This is a genomic window from Cupriavidus sp. OTU4054 (assembly GCF_038440175.1).
Classification (GTDB): domain Bacteria; phylum Pseudomonadota; class Gammaproteobacteria; order Burkholderiales; family Burkholderiaceae; genus Cupriavidus; species Cupriavidus pauculus_D.
The window spans coordinates 213813-237488 of record NZ_JASATF010000004.1; the positions used below are offsets into that span (position 1 = coordinate 213813).

A 23676-nucleotide genomic window follows, 5' to 3' on the forward strand; every position below is an offset into this window, starting at 1 on the left:
TCCTAGTCTCCCCCGCCTGGCGCGAGGACCTCGCGCGCGCCGTTGCGGCCCATCGGCGAGACCAGTCCCGCCACCTCCATCTGCTCGAGCAGGCGGGCCGAGCGGTTGTAGCCGATGCGCAGCTGGCGCTGCACCGCCGAGATGGACGCGCGGCGCGAAGTCACGACGAACGATACGGCTTCGTCGTAGAGCGGATCGGACTCGGTATCGCCGCCGCCATCGCCGAACATATCCGCGGCGCTGCCATCGGGGGTATCGCCCGCGAGGATCGCCTCGTCGTAGTCGGGCTCGCCGAACTGCTTCCAGTGCTCGACCACGCGGTGCACTTCCTCGTCCGCGACGAACGCGCCGTGCACGCGTTGCGGATAGCCGGTGCCCGGCGGCAGGAACAGCATGTCGCCCTGCCCCAGCAGGCTTTCCGCGCCCATCTGGTCGAGGATGGTGCGCGAGTCGATCTTCGACGAGACCTGGAAGGCGACGCGCGTCGGGATGTTGGCCTTGATCAGGCCCGTGATCACATCGACCGATGGGCGTTGCGTGGCGAGAATCAGGTGGATGCCGGCCGCGCGCGCCTTCTGCGCGAGGCGCGCGATCAGTTCTTCGATCTTCTTGCCGGCGACCATCATCAGGTCGGCCAGTTCGTCGATGACCACCACGATCAATGGCAGCGTGGATAGCGGTTCCGGGGCGTCCGGCGTCAGCGAGAACGGATTCGGTACCTTGCGGCCGGCGGCGTGCGCGGCGCGGATCTTCTGGTTGTAGCCGGCGAGGTTGCGGACGCCGAGCGCGGACATCAGGCGGTAGCGCTTTTCCATTTCGCCGACGCACCAGTTGAGCGCGTGGGCGGCCTGCTTCATGTCGGTGACCACGGGGGCGAGCAGATGCGGAATGCCTTCGTAGACCGACAGTTCGAGCATCTTCGGGTCGATCATGATCAGGCGCACGTCTTCGGGCGTGGCCTTGTACAGCATCGACAGGATCATGGCGTTCACCGCCACGGATTTGCCCGAGCCGGTGGTGCCGGCCACCAGCAGGTGGGGGGCGCGGGCGAGGTCGGTGACCACCGGGTTGCCGGTGATGTCCTTGCCCATCGCGAGCACGAGATGCGAGGGGTGCTCGCGGAAGGCGTCGCCGTTGACGATCTCGGAGATGCGGATCATCTGGCGTTTGGCGTTCGGCAGCTCGAGGCCCATGCAGGTCTTGCCGGGGATGGTCTCGACGACACGGATCGAGGTCACGCCGAGGGCACGGGCGAGGTCCTTCATGAGGCCGACGACCTGGGCGCCGCGGACGCCGACGGCGGGGTCCACTTCAAAACGCGTGATGACGGGGCCGGCGCTGGCGCCCACGACGGACACGGGTACCTTGAATTCGGAGAGGCGCTGGGCGATGAGCTCGCTGGTCTGCTGAAGATCGGCATCGGAGACTTGCTGCGTATCTTCGCTCGCGGGTTCGAGGATGCCGTCGCCGGGGAGGCGGTAGTCCACGGGGGGGCGGGGGGCAGGAGGGGGACTCGATAATTGCACCCCTTCCAGCCCTTGCACGCCTTCCAGCCCTTGCACGCCTTGCAGCCCTTGCACGCCTTGCACTTGCTGCTCGGATCGCAGTCCCTGCTGGGATAGTCCCTGCTGGGATAGCCCCTGCTGGGATAGCCCCTGCTGGGATAGCCCCTGCTGGGACAGCCCCTGCTGGGATAGCCCCTGCTGGGATAGCCCCTGCTGGGATAGCCCTTGCTGGGATAGCCCTTGCTGGGATAGCCCCTGCTGGGATAGCCCCGGCTGGGATAGCCCTTGCTGGGATAGCCCTTGCTGGGATAGCCCTTGCTGGGATAGCCCCGGCTGGGATAGCCCCGGCTGGGATTGCCCTTGCTCGGACGGCTGCGGCCGAGAGGCAGCCTGCCAGCCGGGCTGCCCCGGCGGCGCCAGCGACACGGTCTTGCCAACCACGGCCGGCAGCACGATCCGCGGCTTGGCAGCCACGGCCGCTGCCTCGACGAGCGCATTGGCATCCAACGGCGCACCATCGTCAGCGCCGACGGACTCCACCACAGCCGGCCTGCCGCCAAGGCCACCCGCCACACCAGACTCGGCCGCAGCCGTCCCGGCAACAGCCAGCCCAACCGCAGTCGGCGCCACGCCAACAGACTGGCCCGCGCGCGGCGAGGCAACGTCCAGCGCCACCGCACCGGGCTCGACCAGGCCCGCCTCGGCGACAACGGGCTCAACCGCGCTCCGCTCGGCCAAGGCCGCCTCAGCGACAGCCCGCTCAACCGCACCCGTCTCGACCGAGCCTGTTTCAGCAACAACCGGCGCGACCTCACTCGCCTCGACCAAGGCTGCCTCGGCTACCGCCCTCTCAACCGCACCCGGCTCGGCCAAGCCCGCCTCAGCAACAACCGCCTCGCCCGCGCTCCGCTCGACCAAGGCCGCCTCAGCGACAGCCCGCTCAACCGCGCCCGAGCCTGTTTCAGCAACAACCGGCGCGACCGCACTCGCCTCGACCAAGGCCGCCTCGGCAACAACGGGCCCGACCGCGCCCGGCTGAACCAAGCCCGCCTCAGCAACAACCGCCTCGACCGCACTCCGCTCGACCAAGGCCGACTCGGCTACAGCCCTCTTAACCGCACCCGGCTCGACCAAGTCTGTCTCAGCGACAACCGGCCCGACCGCGCCCGGCTGGACCAAGCCCACCTCGGCAACAACCGCCTCGACCGCACTCCGCTCGACCAATGCCGACTCGGCTACAGCCCTCTTAACCGCACCCGGCTCGGCCAAACCTGTCTCAGCGACAACCGGCCCGACCGCGCCCGGCTGGACCAAGCCCGCCTCGGCAACAACCGCCTCGACCGCACTCCGCTCGGCCAAGGCCGCCTCAGCGACAGCCCGCTCGACCGCACCCGGCTGGGCCAAACCTGTCTCAGCGACAACCGGCTCGACCGCGCCCGGCTGGACCAAGCCTACCTCGGCAACAACCGGCGCGACGGCATCCGACTCGGCCAAGGCCGCCTCAGCTACAGCCATCCCGACCGCGCTCGACGCGACCAAGGCCGTCTCGGTTACCGCCGGCTCGACCGCGCCTGCCTCGGCCAAGGCGGTCGCAGCGATGGCCGGCGGCACCATGGGCGCCTCGGCCAAGGCGGCCTCAGCTACAGGCCACTTGATCGCGTTCGACTCGACCCACGCCGTCTCGGCCAGGCCCGCCTGAGCGACAACCGGCTCGACCGTATTCGACTCGACCGAGGCCGTCACGGCCACGGCCGGCTGGGCCGTGCCCGGCTCGGCCACAGGCTGCTCTGCCGCAACCGATGCGGCCACTGCGGGCATCGCAATCTGCCGCGCGCCAGCGCGAGCCGCGAGTTCTTGCAACTCGGTCAGCAACTCGAGCGCCTCCCGACGAATTGCCTCGAGCGCCATGGCGTCCTCGCCGCGCGCGGCGTCCGCCGATGCGGACTCTGCCCGCGCCGCAAGATCAGCGTCAGCAATGGCCGAGCCACCGGCCATCGTGCCCGCCGGTGCGGCAATTTCATTCGTCCCGGCATACGCGCCGTCGGCCCGAACGGCAACCCCGCCCTCGGCCCGCGCGGCAACAGCGACGTCAGCAACGGCCGAGCCACCGGCCTCGCGCATCGCGCCCGCCGGTGCGGTAATCTCGTTTGTCGTGGCAACCGCGCCATCGGCTCGCGCCGCAATGGCGACGTCAGCAACGGCCGAGCCGCCGGCCTCGCGCATCGCGCCTGCCGGTGCGGCAATCTCGTTTGTCGGGGCAGCCGCGCGATCGGCCCGAGCGGCAACCGCGCCATCGGCCCGCGCCGCGACGGCGACGTCGGCAACGGCCGAGCCGCCGGCCTCGCCCATCGCGCCGGCCCGTGCGGCAATCTCATTTGTCGTGGCAACCGCGCCATCGGCCCGAGGGACAGCCGCGCCATCGGCTCGCGCCGCAATGGCGACGTCAGCAACGGCCGAGCCGCCGGCCTCGCCCATCGCGCCTGCCTGAGCGGCAATCTCATTTGCCTTCGTATCCGCTCCGTCGGCCCAGGTCGCAACCGCGCCATCAGCCCGCGCGGCAATAGCGGCGTCGGCAGCCCCAGAGCCGCCAGCCTCGGCCGGCATCGCAGGAGGCGTCATAGCGCCTGGCCGTGCCCCCGGCGGTGTCGTCACGCGTGCCTGTGCCCCCGGCAGCGTCGTAATGCGCGCCGGCATCCCGACCTGCGGATTCCGGAACGGGCTGCTGATCACCGTACCGCGCGCCGCCGCAGCGGCAGCCGATGCCGCTGCGCCAGCCGACGTCGTGGCGCCAGCCGGCGCGGCAGCGCCGCCCCGTGCTACCGGCACACCAACGCCACTCGTACGAGACGACGCCGCGCGCGTCGCAGGCGCCCCCGCCCCAACAGCCGCCGCCACCGGCTGCGCCGAAGCTTTCGCCCGCACGGCCTCCGCCGGCCCCGCATGCTGAATCCAGATCTCGCCCGGCTGCGGCGGCGACTGCCGCGTCCGCGGCGGTGGCTGCCATGCCGGCTGCTTGCGCGCCGAGATCGCCTCGATACCTTTGTGTCGCGTGGCCCCGCCGGCCACATCCGGCGTCCACCCCGACAGCGACGACAGCGCGCCGCCTACCGTGTGCGAAGACGCGCCCCCCTCCGCCGCATGCGAACCGGAAGTCCCCGACGATTTCGCCACAGCCCGGGCAACCGCCTGCGCAACCGTCTGCGCAGCCGTCTGCGTGTCCCGCCCGTCCGGACGCACCTTCCGCCCCGCCTTCTCCCGCGCCTCATGCCGCGCGCTGCGATACATATCGGTCCGCTCGCCAGCATCGGCATCGTCATCGCCCGCCACACGCGGCTTGCGCAACAGCAGCAGGCTGCCCCAGGTCTCGCCAAACACCATCGGCGCCGCCAGCACCAGCACCGCCAGCATCATCAGCAGCGATGCCGTCCATCCAAGGAGGTTCGTCGCCAGCCCCGCCGCCGCATGACCGAAGCTGCCACCCGCAAGCGCACCTTCACCATCGCCTCCGGTCAGCGCTTCCAGCGCGCTGCTGACGCCCAGCACGAGCACCGTACCAAGCCAGACACGCAGCATGCCGCGACCGAAAGGCGCGCGAAAAAACGGACGCTCGCGCGCAATCACGCGCAACGCCAGTCGCCAGACAAGCGGCGCGATCCACAAGGTCGACAATCCGAACCAGCCCAAACCCATGTTCGCCATTTACGTTAAAACTACGGGCAGCGATTGTAGCGGTTAAGTGCCCCGCAAGCCCGCGTTGATTGCGATGAGTTTGCAACCAAAATGCACCGGCACATCGCAGAGACCACTATCTGCGGCCTCTGACCGATGGGCGTAAATCCATGGAGTACTATCGAAAGCAGCCCCCCTCCCCTGCCGCCCATGCCACCTGTCGCCGCCGAACTGCGCATCCTCGTGGTCGATGACGATCCGTTCCAGCGAACGGTCGCCGCCGACCTGCTGCGCGGACTCGGCATCGTACATCTGCATTTTGCCGGCAACGGCCTCGAGGCCGCCGAACGCCTTGCCGCGACGGCCTTCGACGCGGTGCTCTGCGATATCGAGATGCCCGTGGCCAACGGTCCCGAGCTCATCGCCGAACTGGGCCGCCGCGGCACCGGCGCACTGGCCGGCCCGCCGCCCGTCTGGGCATGGCTCACGGCGCTCGCCGACGATATTCTCGATTCGCATCGCGACCTCGTGCATGCCATCGGCTTTTCCCGCGTGCACGCATTGCACAAGCCGCTGCAACGCGAGGCCCTCGTTGCCGTCATCGACGACGCCTTGGTCCGCCATCAGGATCCGCCCGCCGCGGGCGCACCGCCCAAAGCCGCCGCACCCGACGATGCCGCGATCCTCGCCGCCGTGCTGTCCCTGCGCGTGGCGGACAGCCAGCCCGCCAACCCCAGTGCCGGCCATTTCGACATCGAGTGGCAGCCGCAGTTCGACATCGCAACGAACCGCATCGCGGGCGCCGAAGCACTCTGCCGCTGGCACCATCCAACGCTCGGCCGGATTGCGCCGGACCTGTTTATCCCCCGGCTCGAAGCGCTGGACGCCGCCGACCCCATCCTGTTCCTCGCCACCGAACGCTGCCTCGCCGTGCAGCATCGGCTCCTGGCGGCAGGCATGGAGATTCCGCTGGGCGTGAATGCCTCCGCCCAGACGCTATGCCGGCCCGGCGTGCTCGACCGCTTCGAACGGATGGTCGCCACCGCGGGCCTGCCGCGCCGACTGCTGACCGTGGAACTGACGGAGGGATTCCCGGTCGCGGACACGGTCGCGCTATCCGTCGCGCTGAACCGCCTGCGCGTGATGGGATATGGGGTGGCCATCGACGATTTCGGCGTGGGCATCGCCACGCTCAAGCTGCTGGCGGACCTGCCCTTTACGCAGATCAAGCTGGACCGCTCGTTCGTCTCGAGCGTGAATGGGGACAGCCAGCGCGCCGTGATCTGCCGCAATATCATCCGGCTCGCGCTGGACCTCGGTCTCGAATGCATCGCCGAGGGCATCGAGACGGAAGACCAGCGCGCCGCGCTGCAGGCGCTCGGCTGCCATCTCGGCCAGGGCTACCTGTGGTCGCGCCCGCTCCCGCTCGAGGCCTTCGTGGCAAGCGCGCTCGCGTAGCCGCGGTTATTGCCCCGCGCGGAACGGGTATTTCGCAAAGATCTGCGCCACCACCTTGTCGATCCCCTGCGGATTGGCCTGCGGATCGGCCTCTTCCGCCGCGCCCCGCGCGATGCCCTCCCAGACGAGCTGGTTCTTCCGCGCATCGACGAGGTCGATATTCAGCGTACCCTCGGTATACGTGTAGGTATCGCTATAGAAGCCATACCCCGGCCACGGCCCGTACAACCCGCCCCGATATCCGTAATAGCCGATATACCCCGGCGGCGGCAGCGGCGCCGGATCGCTCACGATGCGCTGGCGCAGCCGCGCGTTGAAGTTGACGAGCAGATCGGGTGACTGCTGCGTGTACTGATACCCGCGCTCGGTCATCTGGCGCTGCACCGCCACCTTCAGGTATTGCGTGGTCAGGCTCTCGTAGCCCTGCCGGTCGGTGCCCGGGTGCGCGACAAACCCGAACGTGCGATACGCGGAGAAGTTGGTGGCGGGATTGAAGTCCGTGCGGATATCGGGCCCGGTGGCACAGGCCCCCAGCATCAGGGACAAGGTGAGGCAGGCGAGCAGTCGCGCAAGCATGATGGCACTCCAGTCAGCGCAGGTGGATGGGAAACCTTCAATTCCATTTGCCGTCGATGCCGCCGATGCTGAAACGCCCTGCGCCGAGCAACGCCACCGCGAGGGCGGCCGCCAGGTACATGCCCTGCAGCTCGAGCGCCCATCCGCCCGTATCGGCCATCTGGCCAAGCTGCTTCGCATGCACGAGCGCGAGCGCGAACAGCATGTTGACCGCGACGATCAGCCCCGCCAGCCGCGTCCACAGTCCGACGATCAGCAACAGCGGCGCGAGGACTTCGCCAATGTAGACCAGATAGGCCACGAACTCCGGCAAGCCTGCCTGCGTGACCACCTGCACCACGAATCCCGGTCCCGCCATCAGCTTGGAGATCCCGTGCAGCAGGATCAAAATGCCAAGCACGACGCGCAGGATGAACTTGCCCAGATCCTGACTGCCTTGCGTACGAGCCATCGTCATTCCCCTCTTGTGCATGTCGTGCCGCGTGAAAGAAGACTGCCGGTGCGAGAAGACTGCCGGTGCGCCATCGCCCACTTGGACGCCTCGCACAAGTACCTTAGTGCGCGGCAGCGTGAAGGTAAAGGCTCAATCTGGCGGCGCGTTCCATTCCGCGGGCCCGGCGGTCACGGCGCGATGCATGCCCGGCGACGGCGGCACGCTGAACATGCCGAACCGCTCGGCGTTCTCGGGCAGGATCTCTCCGAGAAAGTCGAGGAACAGCCGCAGCGCATGCGTGACCCCCTTGCGCGACGGAAACACCGCGTGCAGGACCCCCATCGGCAAATCGTATTCGGGCAGCAGCACCTCGAGATCTCCGCGCGCGATCTCGTCCCGGCAGTACATGCGCGGCAGCATCGCCACGCCCATGCCGGCCAGGCAAGCCTCCCGCAGCAGCGCGAACTCGTCGCTGATCAGCTTCGGTTCGTAGGCCACGTGCACCGACTGCCCGCCTTTGCCGAACAGCGTCCACTCGTGCCGCCCCTCGTGGGGCTTCTGCCCGATGCCCGGCATGCCCTCCAGCGCCTGCGGCGTGCGCGGCCGCCCGATGCTGTCGAGCAACGCCGGCGCGGCCACGAGCATCAGCTGGCTCTTGCCGAACGTGCGCACGGCCAGGCTCGAGTCCTCGAGCACGTCGCGCACGCGCAGCGCGAGGTCGATGTTCTCGCCGATCACGTCCACGCGCCGGTTGGTCGCCTCGATCTCGAGCGTAATGCCGGGGTTCGCCTGCATAAAGCCGCCGATGGCCGGGGCAAGGATCACCTGCGCGATCACCACGGGGCAGGTCACATGCAGCCGGCCGCAGGGCTGCTCCCGGGCCAGCGCCACGATCTCGCGCGCCGCCTCGGCTTCGGCGAGCATGGCGCGGCAGCGTTCGAAGAACGCTTCGCCGAGTGGCGTCACGCGCACCTGACGCGTGGTCCGGCGCAATAACTGGACGCCGAGGTCCTTCTCCAGCTGCGCGATGCGCCGGCTCAGGCGCGACTTTGGCACCCCGGTGGCCCGGCTTGCGCCGGAAAAGCTGCCGTGCTGCACCACCTGGGCAAACAGGTAGAGGTCGTTGAGATCTTGCATGGGGGCGGATCGGAATGGCTGTTGCACTGGTGGAACGATAATTTCCATTTTGCCTCACTACCGCTACCAATGGGCAATGGCTATCTTTCGTGCATCCAACCTATTGATGTGGAGCCGCAAAATGACCACCCCGCTGAACATCCTGCAAATCGATTCGAGCGTCCTTGGCGACAATTCCGTTTCCCGTGGCCTGACCGCCAGCGTGGTGGCCGACCTCGTGGCCAAGAACCCCGGCGCGACCGTGACCGTGCGTGACCTGGACCAGGACGCCCCGGCCCACCTGACGCACCATCTGCTGCCCGTGCTCGGCGGCCCGAAGGATGGCCTGACCGACGCCCAGCAAGCCGAACTCGAACGCACGGAAGCGTGGCTGGCCGAATTCCTGGCCGCCGACGTGATCGTGATCGGCGCGCCGCAATACAACTTCGGCATCCCGAGCCAGCTGAAGGCCTGGATCGACCGCGTGGCGCAGGCTGGCCGCACGTTCCGCTACACCGAAACCGGTCCCGTGGGCCTGGCCAAGGCCAAGCGCGCGATCGTCGTGTCGTCGCGCGGCGGTGTGCGTCAGGACCCGAACGCACTCGACCTGCACGAAATCACGCTGGATACGGTGCTGCGCTTCCTCGGCGTGCCCGAAGTGACCGTCGTGCGCGCCCACGGCCTGGCCATGGGTAACGAAGCCCGCGAGGCCGGCCTGAATGCCGCCCGCACCGCGATCGCCGCGCTCAACGACGCCACCCGCGCCGCGGCCTGATCCGCGCCCCCGGCCCTCTCCCCCGCGAGGGGGCCGAGACCCATCCCCTCCGCGTCAGCATCCTCCTACAGCCATAGCCGGATCCCCGCCGCTCGCCGCAGCGCGCGTTCGAGACTATGATGGTTCGGAATCCAGTCCGAAACCCGGGAGCCTGCATGACCTCAGCCCTGCTGCCTGCCGCGGCCGAACACCCTCATCGCAATCCCCTGCACCACCCGCCTCAGGAACCCGCGCTGCCCGCGCAGTATCGCCATGTGCGCGCCGCCACGGAGGCCCTCGTCGCCGATCTGTCGGATGCCGATGCCACGGTGCAGTCCATGGACGACGCCAGCCCCGCCAAATGGCATCTGGCCCATACGACCTGGTTCTTCGAGGAATTCGTGCTGGCCGCGCGCATCCCGGACTATGAACCCGTGGATCCGCAGTACCGCTTTCTATTCAATTCGTATTACGAGGCCGTGGGCGCGCGCCACCCGCGCCCGAAGCGCGGCCTGCTGACGCGGCCGTCGCTCGACGAGATCCTCGCCTACCGCGAGGCCGTCGATGAGGCCATGCTGGCGCTGCTCGCCGACGCCCAGACCGACGAGGAAGCCGCGCTCGTCACGCTCGGGCTCCATCACGAGCAGCAGCATCAGGAATTGCTGCTGACGGACATCCTCCATCTGTTCGCGCAGAACCCGCTGCGTCCCGCGTACGCGGCGGCCGTACCGGCCCCGGTCATCGCCGACCCGCGTCCCGCCCCCGAGTGGATCCGCTTTACGGGCGGCGTGGTGGCCATCGGCCATGGCGGCGACGGCTTTGCGTTCGATTGCGAAGGCCCGCGCCACAACGTGCTGCTGCAGCCGTACCAGCTGAGCTCGCATCCGGTCAGCAACCGCCAGTGGTTCGAGTTTATCGAGGACGGCGGCTACCAGAGCGCCGGGCTATGGCTGTCCGATGGCTGGCGCTGGGTCTGCGACCACGGCATCCAGGGGCCCGCGTACTGGGAAGAACGGGAAGGCACGTGGTGGCAGATGACGCTGCATGGGATGCAGCCCGTCGATCCCGACAGCCCCGTCACGCATGTGAGCTTCTTCGAGGCCGATGCGTTCGCGCGCTGGGCGGAACGCCGCCTGCCGACCGAGGCCGAATGGGAGCACGCGGTACGCAACCTGCCGCCGACCGGCAATTTCGTCGAAGGCCACGCGCTGCGGCCGCTGCCGGACCGCCAGAACACGTCGGGCGTGCTGCGCCAGATGTTCGGCGACGTATGGGAATGGACGGCCAGCGCCTACCTGCCGTATCCGGGCTTCCGTCCGAGCGCCGGCGCGGTCGGCGAGTACAACGGCAAGTTCATGAGCAGCCAGATGGTGCTGCGCGGCGGGTCGTGCGTCACGCCCGAGTCCCATATCCGCGCGACCTATCGCAACTTTTTCTACCCCCACCAGCGCTGGCAATTTACCGGTGTCCGGCTGGCGGACGATATCTGAGCCGCAGGCTTACTGCCTGGGCGGCGCGGGCTTGACCGGCGCCGGAGGCTCGGTGTTGTAGAGCTTGACCCACCGCGACCGCAGGCCGTCCGCGATTTCCTTCTGGTTGTATAGCAGCGCGAAGTCGATCACGTTCATCCCCTGCTGGTTCTTGAGGCGCATGTCCGCGCCCTCGTCCAGCAGCAGCTTGACCGTCTCGATATGGCCGCCGCGCGCCGCCATCATCAGCGGCGTGGACCCGTTCGGGCTCTCCGCATCGATATAGGCCGCATGGTCGACAAGGTATTTCACCACGTCGTTATGGCCGTTCGTCGCCGCATAGTGCAGCGGCGCCCAGCCCTTCTTGTTGATCTCGGCTTCCTGCCCATCGACCATCAGCTTGATCGAGTCGAGGTCCCCCTGCAGCGCGGCCATCATCAGCGCGTTCTCGCCAGCCGGATTGGTCTTGTCGAAATCGATGTTCTTCGCCTTGATCAGCGCCGCGGCCGCCTTCTTCGACTTCTCCCGCAGCGCCACCACGAGCATCGGATTGCCGCGATCGTCGACGAGGTTCGGATCCACGCCGCGCGAAATGAGCTTTTGCACGGTGTTCGCGTCGTCGAATTCCACGGCCTTGCGCATGTCGGACGCGGGCGTGGCCACGGCGCAGCCGGCCAGCGTCAGCGCGGCGACGGCCACACTGGCACCGGCGGCGTGGCGAATAAACTTCACATCAAACATGAGCTTTCCTGTCTATATGCTTGAACAGATTGAAAAAATTCTCCGTCGTCTGTTCGGCTACCTGCTCGACGGGAATGCCGCGCAGTTTGGCGATAAATTCGCCCACGTGGCGTACCCAGGCGGGCTCGTTGGTCTTGCCGCGGTACGGCACGGGCGCCAGATACGGCGAATCGGTCTCGATCAGCATGCGTTCGAGCGGCACCTTGCGCGCGGTTTCCTGCAGATCGGCCGCGCTCTTGAACGTGACGATGCCCGAGAACGAGATATGGAATCCTTCGTCGAGCGACTGGCGCGCGATCTCCCAGGTCTCGGTAAAGCAGTGCATCACACCGCCGACCTCGCCGGCATTCTCTTCGCGCATCACGCGCAGCGTGTCGTCGGCCGAGGAACGCGTATGGATGATCAGCGGCTTGCGCGTCTGGCGCGCGGCGCGGATATGGGTGCGAAACCGCTCCCGCTGCCATTCCATGTCCGCGATCGTCCGGCCATTCAGGCGGTAGTAGTCGAGCCCGGTCTCGCCGGTACCGACCACGCGCGGATGGTTCGACAGCGTGACCAGGCGGTCCAGCGTCGGATCCTCGCCCTCCTCGTGATCGGGATGGACGCCGACCGATGCATACAGGTTCGGATGCTGCTCCGCGAGCGCGAGCACGCGCGGAAAGTCTTCCAGCGTCACCGAGATGCACAGCGCATGCGTGACCTGATTGGCGCGCATGTTCTCGAGCAGCTGCGGCAGCCGGTCGGCGAAGTCGGGAAAATCGATATGGCAGTGGGAATCGACGAACATGGAATTGTCCTCAGCCCTGTTCGTTGAGCCGGCGGCCCACGATGATCAGATCGCGATCGACCCCATCGAGCACGGCCACGCGCGGCAGCGCGCCCCAGCGCTCGAAGCCGTAGCGCGCGAACAGCCGCAGGCTCGGTTCGTTGTGGCCGAAGATAAACCCCAGCAGCGTGCTGACGCCGAGCTGCGGCGCGTGGGCAATCGCGGCCTCGAGCAGATAGCGGCCCAGCCCGTGCCCGCGCTGCGTCTCATCGAGGTAGATCGAGACTTCCGCGGTGCCGCCGTACGCGGGGCGCCCATAGAAGTCGGAGAAGCTGATCCAGCCGGCCATGCGGCCCTCGGCGTCCTCGCACACCCATAGCGGGCGGCGTTCGGGCAGATGGGCGTCGAACCACGCCTCGCGCGAAGCCACCGACACCGGTTCGGTATCGGCGGTCACCATGCGCGACGGCACCGTGCTGTTGTAGATGGCAACGATGCCGGGCAGATCCCCGCGCTGCGCAAGCCGCAGCGTAAATCCTGGAATGCTCATAAAAAACAGAAATCTATCGATCGAACTTGATGTTACGTCTCAGCATGCCTCACAAGGTCTGCGTCGGTCGCCCGGACTCGATGGCCTTGCCGAGGATCTCCTCGACCGCGCGCTTGAGGTTGCGGCCATTGTCGTCGTCGGGCAGATGCACGCCGACCCCCGGCGTCTTCAACGGCGTGCCGGCCGGCGTGATCCACGCCACCTCACCGGCCACCTGGAATTTCTGGCGATCCAGCAGCGACAGCACGAGGAACACCTGCTCGCCGAGCCGGAACGGCCGGTTCGACGGCACGAAGATGCCGCCGCGCGACAGGAACGGCATATACGCGGCGTACAGGCCCGCCTGATCCTTGATCGACAGCGACAGCACGTTCGGCCGCGATGCGCTGCCGGGCGTGGTGGCCGGCCCTGCGGCGGATGCCGCGGGCGTTGCCGGTGCCGCCGTCGGGCGTGGCTGCGCCCCCGTGACTGCTGTATTCATCTTGACCCCAGGTTATGGCTGGCCGCTTTGTGCGGCCTATATGGATAGACGCCTACCGGAACAGCTGCCGGTAGTCGAGAAACACCGATTCCATCACCAGCCTCGCTGCCAGCGGGTGATTTTCGTTGCGGCGATGGCTCACGAGCCGCGCCGCAAACCCCTGCAGGCGATACGCGTCCGTCGCCTGCGCGCAGCGCGCCAGCGCGGCGCGCTCCTTCGGAAAGTACCGCGCGCCCGGCTTGCCGGCGACATCCAGCTGCGATGCCAGCAGATCGTACGTCCAGCGCTGCAGGATGCCAAGCACGGCGGGCACCGGAAGCTTCTGCAGTTGATCTGCCGCAGACAGCGCATCGAACGCGGCGCCGGCCGCAAGCTGCCCGACCAGCCAGCGCTGCAGCGGCTGTTCCTCGGCCTCGGCGGCGTGCAGCGCGGTCAGCGGGGAGCCGCCGGCCAGCGCAAGTTGCGCCTCGGCATCGGCCACGCCCTGGCTGCCGAGCCAGGCCAGCGCCTGCTCGTGCGTGGGCCGCGTCACGCCGAACTGGCGGCAGCGCGACAGGATCGTCGGCAGCACGCGGTCCAGCCGGTCCGTCACCAGCAGGAACACCGTCGATGGCGGCGGTTCCTCGAGCGTCTTCAGCAGCGCGTTGGCGCCTTCGGTCTGCAAGGCATCGAGCGGATAGACCACGACCACGCGCAGGCCCGCGCGGTGCGTACCGACGCCCACGGCCTCGATCAGCGCGCGCACCTGCTCCATGCGGATGATCTTGCTCGGCGCCTTCTTCTTGCCGCCGCCCTCGGCGTCGCCGTCGCCCTCGGCGCCGCCTTCGAGCGCCTCCGGCCGGACCACCGAGAAATCGGGGTGATTGCCCTGGCTGAACCAGTGGCACGCGCCGCAGGTCCCGCACGGCTGGCCGTCGGCCCGCGGCGTCTCGCAGAGCAGCCCCTGCGCGAAATGCAGCGCGAGGTCACGCTTGCCGATGCCTTGCTGGCCGTGCAGCAGCAACGCATGGGGCAGCCTGTCGCGTAACGCGGCAAGCCGTTGCCAGTCTTCTCGTTGCCAGGGATAAAGCATTGCGGTTCAGTGGGTTAGCGAGGTTTCCTCATGTGTCTTGCCACGGCATGAGGTCAATATCACAACAGCAATATACGCGTTCCAAATCAAGGCGTTGCAATAAATTCCGCAACAATGTTCTCAAGCTCGTCACGAATGGCGTCGATGGTCCGCGTGGCGTCGATCACGCGGAACCGCCCGGGCGACTGCGCGGCGCGGCGCAGATACTCCGCGCGGGTCCGCGCGAAGAACGCGCGCGACTCGGCCTCGAACTTGTCGGGGGCCCGCGCGCCGGCCAGACGCTCGCTGGCGGTTTCCAGCGGCACGTCGAACAGCAGCGTCAGATCGGGCTGCAGGTCGCCCTGCACCCAGTGCTCCAGCACCTCTAGCCGTGCCGTCGGCAGGCCCCGGCCGCCGCCCTGATAGGCGAACGTGGCGTCGGTGAAGCGGTCCGAGATGACCCAGTCCCCGCGCGCGAGCGCGGGCGCGATGACCTCGGCGATATGCTCGCGGCGCGACGCGAACATCAGCAGCGCCTCGGTCTCGAGGTCCATCTTCCGATGCAGCAGCAGCGCGCGCAGGTCTTCGCCGAGGGGGGTGCCGCCCGGCTCGCGCGTGGTCACCACGGGCGTCGCGCCGGGCCGCGCGCGCAGGCGCTGCGCCACCCAGTCGATATGGGTGCTCTTGCCCGCGCCGTCGATGCCCTCGAAGGTGATGAATTTTCCGCGTGGTGGATGGGTGTCGCGCATGGACGTGTTATTTGCCGCGCTGGTACTTGTCGACCGCGCGATTGTGTTCGGGTAGGGAATTGGAGAAATGGCTGCTGCCGTCGCCGCGCGCCACGAAATACAGCGCATCCGACGGGGCCGGCGCGGTGGCCGCGGCCAGCGAGGCCAGACCCGGCAGCGCAATCGGCGTCGGCGGCAGGCCGGCGCGCGTGTACGTATTGTAAGGGGTGTCGGTCTGCAGGTCCCGCTTGCGGAGGTTGCCGTCGAACTTCTCGCCCACGCCGTAGATCACGGTCGGGTCGGTCTGCAGCATCATGTTCTTGCGCAGCCGGTTGACGAACACCGCCGCGATCATCGGCCGCTCGACGGCCTGCCCGGTCTCCTTCTCGACGATGGAGGCCATGATCAGCGCCTCGTACGGCGTCTTGTACGGCAGGTCCGGCGCGCGGGCATTCCACGCATCGGCCAGGCGCTTCTGCATCGCGCGATAGGCGTGCCGATACAGTTCCACGTCGCTGCTGCCGCGCGCGAACAGGTAGGTATCGGGGAAGAACATGCCCTCCGGCGACGTTTCCTCGGCGCCGATGGCTTTCATCAGGTCCGCGTCGGACATGCCCGTGGTGTCGTGGCGCAGGGCCGGGTTGGCGTCGACGGCCGCGCGCATCTTGCGGAACTCCCAGCCCTCGATGACCGTGACCACATAGTGCGTGACCTCGCCGCGCGCGAGCTTGTCGAGCACGTCGAGCGGCGTCACGCCGGACTCGAACTGGTAGCCGCCCGCCTTGAGGCTCGCGCCCTGCCCCGTGATCCGGGCCAGCAGGATGAACAGGCGCGCATCGATCGGCACGCCGCCGCGCTGGACCTGGCGGCCGACGCTGACGACGCTGGAATTGGGCTTGATGACGACCTCGACCGGCGAGGTGGCGAGCGTCAGGGGCTGGTGTGCCCACCAGGCGAAGCCGCCCGCGGCGGCGAGCGCCACGATGACAAGGAGCCCGACGAGGCGTAAAAAGAAGCGTTTCATTGATGCGTGGGGCGATGGTTCCGTCATGTCCCTACCGGCGGGTCGGGTTCGCGCGCGGCCGGCCGACATGGCGCAAGGCCCATATAATACCGGGAGCCTTGAGCCCTCACGAGCCCATCACGCCACATCCATCGCCCGTGCCGCCCGTCCATGCCGCCGGATGACCCGTGGCTTGCCGCGAAGCATCGCCGTCCCCATATGCCGAGGGCGCCAAAGATATTCACTCCTATCGCATGACAGCCAACGCCAACCCGTCTCTCTCGTCCAGCGTGGACGCCCTGCGCACCACCGGTATCGTCGCACCCATCGCCGGCATCGGCCTGATCCGCGTGACCGGCGACGATGCCGGCACGTTCCTGCACGCCCAGCTGACCAACGCCACGGAAGACCTGTCCGCCGCCGATGCGCGGCTGGCCGGTTACTGCTCGCCCAAGGGCCGGCTGCAGGCCAGCTTTCTCACGTGGCGCGATGCGGAAGGCATCGTGCTGCAACTGTCGGCCGATATCCAGCCCGCGATCCAGAAGCGCCTGACGATGTTCGTGCTGCGCGCGAAGGCGAAGCTTGCCGACGCATCGGCCGCCTATCGCCTGCTCGGCGTGGCCGGCCCGAAGGCCGCCGAGGCGCTGGCCGCCGCCGGGCTGCCCGCACCGCTGGCCCCGCTGGCCGCGGCCGCGGCCGATGGCACGACCGTGATCCGCCTGCCCGACGGCGCCGCGCAGCCGCGCTGGCAGCTTGCGGTGCCGGCCGAACGCGCGGACGCGGTACTTGCCACGCTGGCGGCCACGCTCGCGCCGGCCGATGCCGAAGTCTGGGACTGGCTCGATATCGCGGCCGGTATCCCGCGCATCGTCACGGCCACGCAGGAACAATTCGTGCCGCAGATGATCAACTTCGAATTGATCGGCGGCGTGAATTTCCGCAAGGGCTGCTATCCGGGGCAGGAAGTCGTGGCGCGCAGCCAGTATCGCGGCACGCTCAAGCGCCGCATGTGGCGCGTGCATGGCGAAGGCGCCGCGCCAGCGCCGGCCACCGAGATCTACCGTCCCGAGGACGCCGAGCAGCCGTGCGGCATGATCGTCAACGCGACCGCTTCGCCCGAGGGCGGATGGGATGGGCTGGCCGAACTCAAGATCGACGCGGCGGCTGGCGAGATGCGGCTCGGCGCGGCCGGCGGCAGCCCGGTGGTCACGCGTGCGTTGCCGTACGAAGTCCCGCTGCCAAACGACGCCCAATCGTAAGGCTGCGCCACACGGGAGCCAGGGCATGAGCGATCATCTGTTCGTTTACTTCCGCGTGGCGGACGACTACGCGGCCGATGCGTTGCCGCGCTGGCATCGCTGGATGGAGACCGTGGCCGAGGCGACGGGGATTGGTGGTACGCTCATGCGCAGGCCCGAGACGCGGGATGGCCTGCAGACGTGGATGGAGTGTTATGCGGATGTCCCGCCCGCATTCGATGCAACGCTCGACGGACTCTGGCGTCAAAGCGGACTCGACGGCTGTATTCAGGGCGAGCGTCGCGCCGAGCGTTTTATCGATCTGGACATCCTGTAGCAGCGAAGCAAAGGAAGCAATATGTGCCTGATTCTGGTCGCATGGCAATCGCACCCGGACTATGCCCTGGTGGTTGCCGGCAACCGCGACGAGTTCTATGCGCGCCCCGCCGCGCCCGCGCACTGGTGGCAGGATGCCCCGCAGGTGCTGGCGGGACGCGACATGGCCGAGGTGATCGGCGACGCGGGCACGTGGATGGGCATTGCCAGTGGCGATGGATCCGTGCGCTCGCGCATGTCGCGCGACAGGCGCCATGGCGGCGCGCGCTTCGCGGCGCTGACCAACTATCGCGCGCCGTCGGAAAAGCGCGTGGACGCGCGCTCGCGCGGCGAGCTCGTGGCGCGCTTCCTGCGCGGCCAGCAGACGCCCGAGGATTATCTGGACGCCCTGTCGCAGGCGCACGGCATGTACAACGGGTTCAACCTGCTGGCCAGCGATATGGAAGAGCTCTGGTGGTACAGCAACCGCTCGCCGTCGCGCCAGCCGCAGCGGCTGGATCCGGGCCTCTATGGCCTTTCCAACGCGCTGCTCGATACGCCGTGGCCCAAGGTACGTAGCCGCGTGGGCGCAATGTGCGAAGTGCTCGCGGCCGATCGCGGCGATGCGAGCGCGAGCGCGGACCCCTATCTGCAGATGCTGGCCGACGACCATCGCGCGCTCGATTCGGAGCTCCCTTCGACCGGTGTGTCGTTCGAATGGGAAAAGGTGCTGTCGTCCGCGTTTATCCGCTCGCCGAGCTATGGCACGCGCGCCAGCACGGTGCTGCGCGTGCGGCACGATGGCCGCTTCGATTTCAGCGAACGCAGCTTCGGCGCCGAGGGCCAGGTCGGCGAGGTCAGCTATCGTGGCCAGCTGGGCGTGGCGCGCGACACCGACGTGCCTGCGTCGCGCTGATACGCGGCCGTTTCTTCAGGCGAGCGTCTTGCGCATCTCCACGTGCGGGATGCCGGCCTCTTCAAATTCTTCCCCCACCTGCTCGAAACCCGCGCGCGCGTAGAACGGCGCCGCGTGGGTCTGCGCATTGAGCGCCAGTTCCCTGTAGCCAAGCGACTGGGCCTTGGCCATCAGCGCCTCCAGCACTTTGAAACCGACCCCCGTGCCACGCGCGGTGGCCAGCACGGCCATGCGGCCGATATGGCCGTCGGGCAGCAGCCGGCCCGTGGCCACGGCGGTACCGTCGAGCTGCAGCGCCAGCGCGTGCCAGCACTGCGCATCCCACTCGTCGAGTTCGAGTTCCTGCGGCACGCGTTGCTCCTCCACGAATACCGTGAAACGGATGGCGCTTGCGCGCGCCTGGGCTTCGGACCAGGGACAGACGACGACGGTGATGGACATGACGGAGCGCGACAGCGGTGGAAACGAATCGAGGCGTCATGATAGTAGAATCGACCGCTCGTGACACAAGGAGACTGACATGCCGCGCTTTGCCGCGAACCTCTCGATGATGTACAACGAGCACGGTTTCCTGGACCGCTTTGCCGCTGCCGCCGCGGACGGGTTCCAGGCCGTCGAGTACCTGTTCCCGTTCGAGCATCCCGCCAGCGAGATTCGCAAGCGGCTCGACGACAACGGCCTCGCGCAGGCACTGTTCAACGCGCCGCCCGGCAACTGGGCAGCGGGCGAGCGCGGTACCGCGGCACTGCCCGGCCGCGAGGCCGAGTTCCGCGAAGGCTTCGCGCAAGCCCTCGAGTACGCGGCCGTGCTCGGCAACGATCGCGTGCATGTGATGGCCGGCATCGTCCCCGCCGACGCGGACCACGCGCGCTGCCGCGCGGTGTACCTCGAGAACCTCGCCTACGCCGCGGCCTCCGCGGCCGCGCATGGCATGACGGTGCTGATGGAGCCCATCAACACGCGCGACATGCCGGGTTACTTCCTGAGCCGTCAGGACGACGCGCACACGATTCGCGAACAGGTCGGCGCGGCCAACCTGCGCGTGCAGTTCGACTGCTATCACTGCCAGATCATGGAAGGCGACCTCGCGGTCAAGCTCAGGCGCGACTTCGCGGGCATCGGCCATATCCAGATCGCGGGTGTGCCGGAGCGGCACGAGCCCGATACGGGCGAGCTCAACTATCCGTATCTGTTCGACGTCATCGATGGGCTTGGCTATACCGGCTGGATTGGCTGCGAATACCGTCCGCGCGCGGGCACGTCGGCGGGTCTGGGCTGGCTCAAGCCGTATCTCGTCACGCGCGTGTAAGAGCTATAGCGCTATAGGGCTATCGTCCGTCAGCAACGCGGCAAAGCGGTCGGCGAGCGTCGGCCGCGAGCGCGTGGGCCAGATGGCGCTCAGTTCGAACGGCGGCAGGTTGTCGCCATCGCGCACATCGTGAAAGCTCACGCCCGCGAACTGTAGCGCCAGCACCGAACGCGGCAGCAGCGATGCGCCGCATCCGGCCGCCACGCATGCGAGCACCGTCAGCGAACGGTTGGCATCCTGCACGACATTGGCCTCGCAGCCGGCCTTGCGGAACGCGCTCAGGATGCCGGCCCGGATCACGGGCAGTTGCTCGCTCGGAAACCAGACCAGTCCCGCATCCGATAACTCCCTGAGTCCGACCTTGCCATCGTCGGCCACGCGATAGCCGCTCGGCACCACGGCCAGCAGCTGCTCGCGCACGATCAGCTTCTCGCGCATGCGCCCACCCACCGCCACCGGCGTGTGCAGCAGGCCGATATCGATGAGCCCTTTCTCCAGCGCACTGGCCTGCTCCGCGTTGCTCATCTCGCGCAGCACGAGCTCGATATTGGGGACTTCGCGCCGCAGTGCCGCGATGGCGCGCGGCAGCAGGCTGAACAGCGCGGCGGACACAAAACCGATGGTCAGCCGACCGCCACGCTGCGCGCCGATTTCCCTTGCGCGGTGGGAGGCTGCGTCGATACGCGCCACGCTCAGCCGCACGTCCTCGACGATGGCCTCCCCGGCCGCTGTCAACGCGGCACCGCGCCGCGTGCGTTCAAACAGCTTGACCCCGAGATCGCGCTCCATGCGCGTGAGGGCCTGGCTCAGTGCCGGCTGGGCGATATCGAGCACTTCGGCGGCCCGCGTGACGCTGCCGGCATCCACAACGGCCAGAAAGTACTTCAGATTGCGTGTGTCCATCGGACGAGCATATCAGAATGATATGAAAAACGATCATATCCATAGTATGCGGGCGATTTCAGGCTGCATAGAATGCTCCGCAGCAGCGCCCGGCCTGGCCGGTGCGCACGTACAACTACAAGCTGCCGCGTGAAGGGGACGACCTCTCCGGCGGCGCAGGAGATTGCCATGAACTGGTACCGCGAGATCTCGCCCACCGAGAAACGCACGCTCTGGGGTTGCTTTGCCGGCTGGGCGCTCGATGCCATCGATGCGCAGCTGTTCAGTCTCGTCATTCCGACCCTGATCGCCACATGGGGCATCGCCAAGGGCCAGGCCGGCCTGATCGGCGCGGTCACGCTCGTCGGCGGCGCGGTCGGCGGTTTGCTGGCGGGCGTGCTTTCGGACCGTATCGGCCGCGTGCGCGCGCTGCAGGTCACCGTCATCTGGTTCTCGCTGTTCACGTTCCTGTGCGCGTTTGCGCAGAACTATGAGCAGTTGCTCGTGCTCAAGGCGCTGCAGGGGCTCGGCTTCGGCGGCGAATGGACCGCGGGTTCCGTGTTGCTGGCCGAGACCATGCGCGCGCGCCATCGCGGCAAGGCGATGGGCATCGTGCAGAGTGCGTGGGGCTTTGGCTGGGGCGCTGCCGTGCTGCTCTATACGGTGGTGTTCTCGTATGTCTCGCCCGAGTGGGCGTGGCGCGTGCTGTTCGCGATCGGCATCGTGCCGGCGGGCCTCGTGCTCTATCTGCGCCGCGGCATCGAGGAGCCGAAGCGCGAGGCACGGCCGGCCGAGGGCCCTGCCCAGAGCGGCGGCGCACTGTCGATTCTCGCGGGCATCTTTCACCCGTCCGTGCTGCGCCAGACCATCGTCGGCGGGTTGATCGGGCTCGGCGCGCACGGCGGCTATCACGCGGTGACCACGTGGCTGCCCACGTATCTGAAGACCGAGCGCCATCTGTCGGTGCTCGGGACCGGCGGCTATCTGTCGGTCGTGATCGTCTCGTTCATCATCGGCTGCTTTGTCAGCGCCTGGCTGCAGGATCGCATCGGCCGCCGCTGGAACGTGATCTTCTTCGCGCTGGCCAGTGCCATCACGGTGAACCTCTATGCGTTCCTGCCGATCAGCGATACCGCGATGCTGTTTCTGAGCTTTCCGCTCGGCCTGTTCTCGGCCGGCATTCCCGCGACGATGGGCGCGCTGTTCAACGAACTCTATCCGCAGGGCGTGCGCGGCACGGGCGTGGGCTTCTGCTACAACTTCGGGCGCATCGTATCGGCGGTGTTTCCGTTCCTCGTCGGCCATATGGGCAACTCGATGCCGCTGGGTACCGCGCTCGGTATCGATGCGGGCATCGCGTACGGCCTCGTCGTGGTCGCCGCGCTGTTCCTGCCGCGTCCGCGGACGCAGCCGGCCACCGGTGCCGCGCCGCAGCAGGCCTGAGTGTTACCGGAGCGCCGCACGATGGATCGTCTTCCTTCCTCGATCGCCACGGGCAGCGATGCCCTCTCGCCCGACAATGCGCGCTGGCTGGCCGCCAATGCGCAACCCGTCGAAGCCGTGGATGCCCATGCGCATGTGTTCGTGCGCGGGCTGCCGCTCGCGGCCGAGCGGCGCCACGCGCCCGACTACGATGCCACGCTCGACGACTATGTCTCGCACCTGCGCGCCAACGGCCTCTCGCATGCCGTGCTCGTGCAGCCGAGCTTTCTCGGCACCGACAACGGGTTCTTTCTCGATGTGCTGAAACGCTATCCGCGGCGGTTCCGCGGCGTGGCGGTCATCGAGCCGGAAATGTGCGAAAGCGTGTGCGACCGTGAACTCGCATCGATGCACGAGGCCGGCGTGGTCGGCATACGGCTGAACCTGATCGGCCGGCCGCTGCCGGACCTGCGCGATGGCCGCTGGCCCGCGCTGCTCGCGCGCGTCAATGCGCTGGGGTGGCATGTGGAAATCCATCGCGGCGCCGGCGATCTCGGTGCGCTGCTCCCCGCGCTGATTGCGCAGCAGTGCACGGTCGTGATCGATCATTTCGGCCGGCCCGATCCGACGCTCGGCGCCGCGGACCCCGGGCTCGACGATCTGTGCGCGGTGGCATCGACGGGACAGGTGTGGGTCAAGCTGTCGGCCGCTTATCGCAATATCGCCGGCGACTCCGGCCTGGCGGCAGGCGAGGCACTCACCGCGCGCATGCTCGACGCGTTCGGCCCCACGCGGCTCGTCTGGGGCAGCGACTGGCCGCATACGCAGCACCGCGAGGTCATCGACTACGACGCCTCGCGCGCGGCCCTGAATCGCTGGATCCCGGACGCCTTCACGCGCCAGATCGTGCTGCGCGATTCGGCGCGCGCGCTGTTCCGCTTCGACTGACGCGCGGCCTTCATCGCGCGGCGCCGGATCAGCGGGCCATCTGCAGCGCGCGCACGACCAGTTGAAAGGCCGGCGACGGCTGCGCGCGCGTTGTCTATACAGCCGCGTCTGCCACGCCGCTGTTCGGCGCGGGCGACAAGTTCATGGCCGCGCTGACGCTCTCCGGACCCGCTTCGCGGCTGGAGGCGGCGGACCGGGCGGAGATCGCGCGCGTGCAGCGCGTTGCGGCGAAGAAGCTGTCGAAGCTGCTCGGCGCGAGCGCGGCGTGGTGCGAGAAGATCTATGACGCCGGGGGCGCGACGCCCCACTGAGAACGGACCGCGACAGAAGCCCTTCCATTCGGCGC

Annotated in this window: 22 protein-coding genes and 1 pseudogene; 10 read left to right on the plus strand and 13 right to left on the minus strand. The window is 68.1% G+C overall.

Annotated features, from left to right (window positions below):
- Window positions 1-2: 2 nt before the first annotated feature.
- A complete protein-coding gene (locus AAHB16_RS07430) occupies window positions 3-5204 on the minus strand; it encodes a DNA translocase FtsK (protein WP_342050508.1) in 5202 nt (1733 codons plus the stop codon).
- A gap of 180 nt (window positions 5205-5384) precedes the next feature.
- On the opposite strand from AAHB16_RS07430, the gene AAHB16_RS07435 reads away from it, so the two are divergent.
- Complete coding sequence (locus AAHB16_RS07435) at window positions 5385-6632, plus strand: EAL domain-containing response regulator (RefSeq protein ID WP_342050509.1); 1248 nt, start codon at window positions 5385-5387, stop codon at window positions 6630-6632.
- Window positions 6633-6638: 6 nt separating this feature from the next.
- Here AAHB16_RS07435 and AAHB16_RS07440 read toward each other — a convergent pair whose 3' ends face one another.
- The 3 genes from AAHB16_RS07440 to AAHB16_RS07450 form a co-directional block, all read right to left on the minus strand.
- The gene (locus tag AAHB16_RS07440) at window positions 6639-7208 is read right to left on the minus strand and encodes a DUF4136 domain-containing protein (protein ID WP_342050510.1); all 570 of its coding nucleotides are present in this window, start codon (window positions 7206-7208) and stop codon (window positions 6639-6641) included.
- 37 nt (window positions 7209-7245) lie between these two features.
- A complete protein-coding gene (locus AAHB16_RS07445) occupies window positions 7246-7659 on the minus strand; it encodes a DoxX family protein (RefSeq protein ID WP_150371595.1) in 414 nt (137 codons plus the stop codon).
- A gap of 132 nt (window positions 7660-7791) precedes the next feature.
- Window positions 7792-8778 (minus strand): LysR substrate-binding domain-containing protein, encoded by a 987-nt coding sequence (locus tag AAHB16_RS07450; RefSeq protein ID WP_342050511.1) that lies wholly within the window; start codon window positions 8776-8778, stop codon window positions 7792-7794.
- A 133-nt stretch (window positions 8779-8911) separates the two neighbouring features.
- Here AAHB16_RS07450 and AAHB16_RS07455 point away from each other — a divergent pair, with 133 nt between their 5' ends.
- Together AAHB16_RS07455 and egtB are read left to right on the plus strand one after the other, a co-directional pair.
- Window positions 8912-9532, plus strand: a complete 621-nt coding sequence (locus AAHB16_RS07455; RefSeq protein WP_150373754.1) for an FMN-dependent NADH-azoreductase — start codon at window positions 8912-8914, stop codon at window positions 9530-9532.
- Between the two features lie 155 nt (window positions 9533-9687).
- On the plus strand, window positions 9688-11001 hold the full coding sequence (egtB, locus tag AAHB16_RS07460; RefSeq protein WP_342050512.1) for an ergothioneine biosynthesis protein EgtB: 1314 nt from the start codon (window positions 9688-9690) through the stop codon (window positions 10999-11001).
- A 9-nt stretch (window positions 11002-11010) separates the two neighbouring features.
- On the opposite strand, the gene AAHB16_RS07465 is transcribed toward egtB, so the two are convergent.
- The 7 genes from AAHB16_RS07465 to mltG all read right to left on the minus strand — a co-directional run bounded on the left by AAHB16_RS07465 (window position 11011) and on the right by mltG (window position 16321).
- Window positions 11011-11721, minus strand: coding sequence for an ankyrin repeat domain-containing protein (locus AAHB16_RS07465; RefSeq protein ID WP_150371592.1), 711 nt, complete (start codon window positions 11719-11721; stop codon window positions 11011-11013).
- Window positions 11714-12508 (minus strand): TatD family hydrolase, encoded by a 795-nt coding sequence (locus tag AAHB16_RS07470; protein ID WP_342050513.1) that lies wholly within the window; start codon window positions 12506-12508, stop codon window positions 11714-11716. The genes AAHB16_RS07465 and AAHB16_RS07470 overlap by 8 nt, the downstream gene beginning before the upstream one ends.
- 10 nt (window positions 12509-12518) lie before the next feature.
- A complete protein-coding gene (locus tag AAHB16_RS07475; protein WP_150371590.1) occupies window positions 12519-13037 on the minus strand; it encodes a GNAT family N-acetyltransferase in 519 nt (172 codons plus the stop codon).
- 49 nt (window positions 13038-13086) lie between these two features.
- Window positions 13087-13518: a PilZ domain-containing protein gene (locus AAHB16_RS07480; protein WP_150371589.1), complete on the minus strand. Its 432-nt coding sequence runs from the start codon at window positions 13516-13518 to the stop codon at window positions 13087-13089.
- 52 nt (window positions 13519-13570) lie between these two features.
- Window positions 13571-14590 (minus strand): DNA polymerase III subunit delta', encoded by a 1020-nt coding sequence (locus AAHB16_RS07485; RefSeq protein ID WP_150371588.1) that lies wholly within the window; start codon window positions 14588-14590, stop codon window positions 13571-13573.
- Window positions 14591-14676: 86 nt separating this feature from the next.
- A complete protein-coding gene (gene tmk, locus AAHB16_RS07490; protein ID WP_342050514.1) occupies window positions 14677-15318 on the minus strand; it encodes a dTMP kinase in 642 nt (213 codons plus the stop codon).
- Between the two features lie 7 nt (window positions 15319-15325).
- Window positions 15326-16321 carry an endolytic transglycosylase MltG gene (gene mltG, locus AAHB16_RS07495; RefSeq protein WP_150371586.1) on the minus strand — a complete coding sequence of 332 codons (996 nt, stop codon included), beginning with the start codon at window positions 16319-16321 and terminating at the stop codon, window positions 15326-15328.
- Between the two features lie 233 nt (window positions 16322-16554).
- Between mltG and ygfZ the strand changes: the two genes are divergently transcribed.
- From ygfZ to AAHB16_RS07510, 3 genes are read left to right on the plus strand one after another with little or no spacing between them, the layout of a single operon-like run.
- Complete coding sequence (ygfZ, locus tag AAHB16_RS07500; RefSeq protein WP_342050515.1) at window positions 16555-17559, plus strand: CAF17-like 4Fe-4S cluster assembly/insertion protein YgfZ; 1005 nt, start codon at window positions 16555-16557, stop codon at window positions 17557-17559.
- Window positions 17560-17584: 25 nt separating this feature from the next.
- Window positions 17585-17875 carry a DUF4936 family protein gene (locus AAHB16_RS07505; protein ID WP_150371584.1) on the plus strand — a complete coding sequence of 97 codons (291 nt, stop codon included), beginning with the start codon at window positions 17585-17587 and terminating at the stop codon, window positions 17873-17875.
- Window positions 17876-17896: 21 nt separating this feature from the next.
- A complete protein-coding gene (locus AAHB16_RS07510; protein WP_150371583.1) occupies window positions 17897-18769 on the plus strand; it encodes an NRDE family protein in 873 nt (290 codons plus the stop codon).
- Between the two features lie 15 nt (window positions 18770-18784).
- Here AAHB16_RS07510 and AAHB16_RS07515 read toward each other — a convergent pair whose 3' ends face one another.
- The gene (locus tag AAHB16_RS07515) at window positions 18785-19210 is read right to left on the minus strand and encodes a GNAT family N-acetyltransferase (protein WP_342050516.1); all 426 of its coding nucleotides are present in this window, start codon (window positions 19208-19210) and stop codon (window positions 18785-18787) included.
- A gap of 79 nt (window positions 19211-19289) precedes the next feature.
- Here AAHB16_RS07515 and otnI point away from each other — a divergent pair, with 79 nt between their 5' ends.
- Window positions 19290-20078, plus strand: coding sequence for a 2-oxo-tetronate isomerase (otnI, locus tag AAHB16_RS07520; RefSeq protein WP_150371581.1), 789 nt, complete (start codon window positions 19290-19292; stop codon window positions 20076-20078).
- Window positions 20079-20081: 3 nt separating this feature from the next.
- On the opposite strand, the gene AAHB16_RS07525 is transcribed toward otnI, so the two are convergent.
- Window positions 20082-20981, minus strand: a complete 900-nt coding sequence (locus AAHB16_RS07525) for a LysR family transcriptional regulator (protein ID WP_342050517.1) — start codon at window positions 20979-20981, stop codon at window positions 20082-20084.
- A gap of 168 nt (window positions 20982-21149) precedes the next feature.
- Between AAHB16_RS07525 and AAHB16_RS07530 the strand changes: the two genes are divergently transcribed.
- From AAHB16_RS07530 to AAHB16_RS07540, 3 genes and pseudogenes are all read left to right on the plus strand, one after another.
- Window positions 21150-22403: an MFS transporter gene (locus AAHB16_RS07530; protein ID WP_150371579.1), complete on the plus strand. Its 1254-nt coding sequence runs from the start codon at window positions 21150-21152 to the stop codon at window positions 22401-22403.
- A gap of 21 nt (window positions 22404-22424) precedes the next feature.
- Window positions 22425-23330, plus strand: coding sequence for an amidohydrolase family protein (locus tag AAHB16_RS07535; RefSeq protein WP_342050518.1), 906 nt, complete (start codon window positions 22425-22427; stop codon window positions 23328-23330).
- An 83-nt stretch (window positions 23331-23413) separates the two neighbouring features.
- A pseudogene (locus AAHB16_RS07540) lies at window positions 23414-23641 on the plus strand (IclR family transcriptional regulator); the annotation flags it as partial.
- Window positions 23642-23676: the final 35 nt, after the last annotated feature.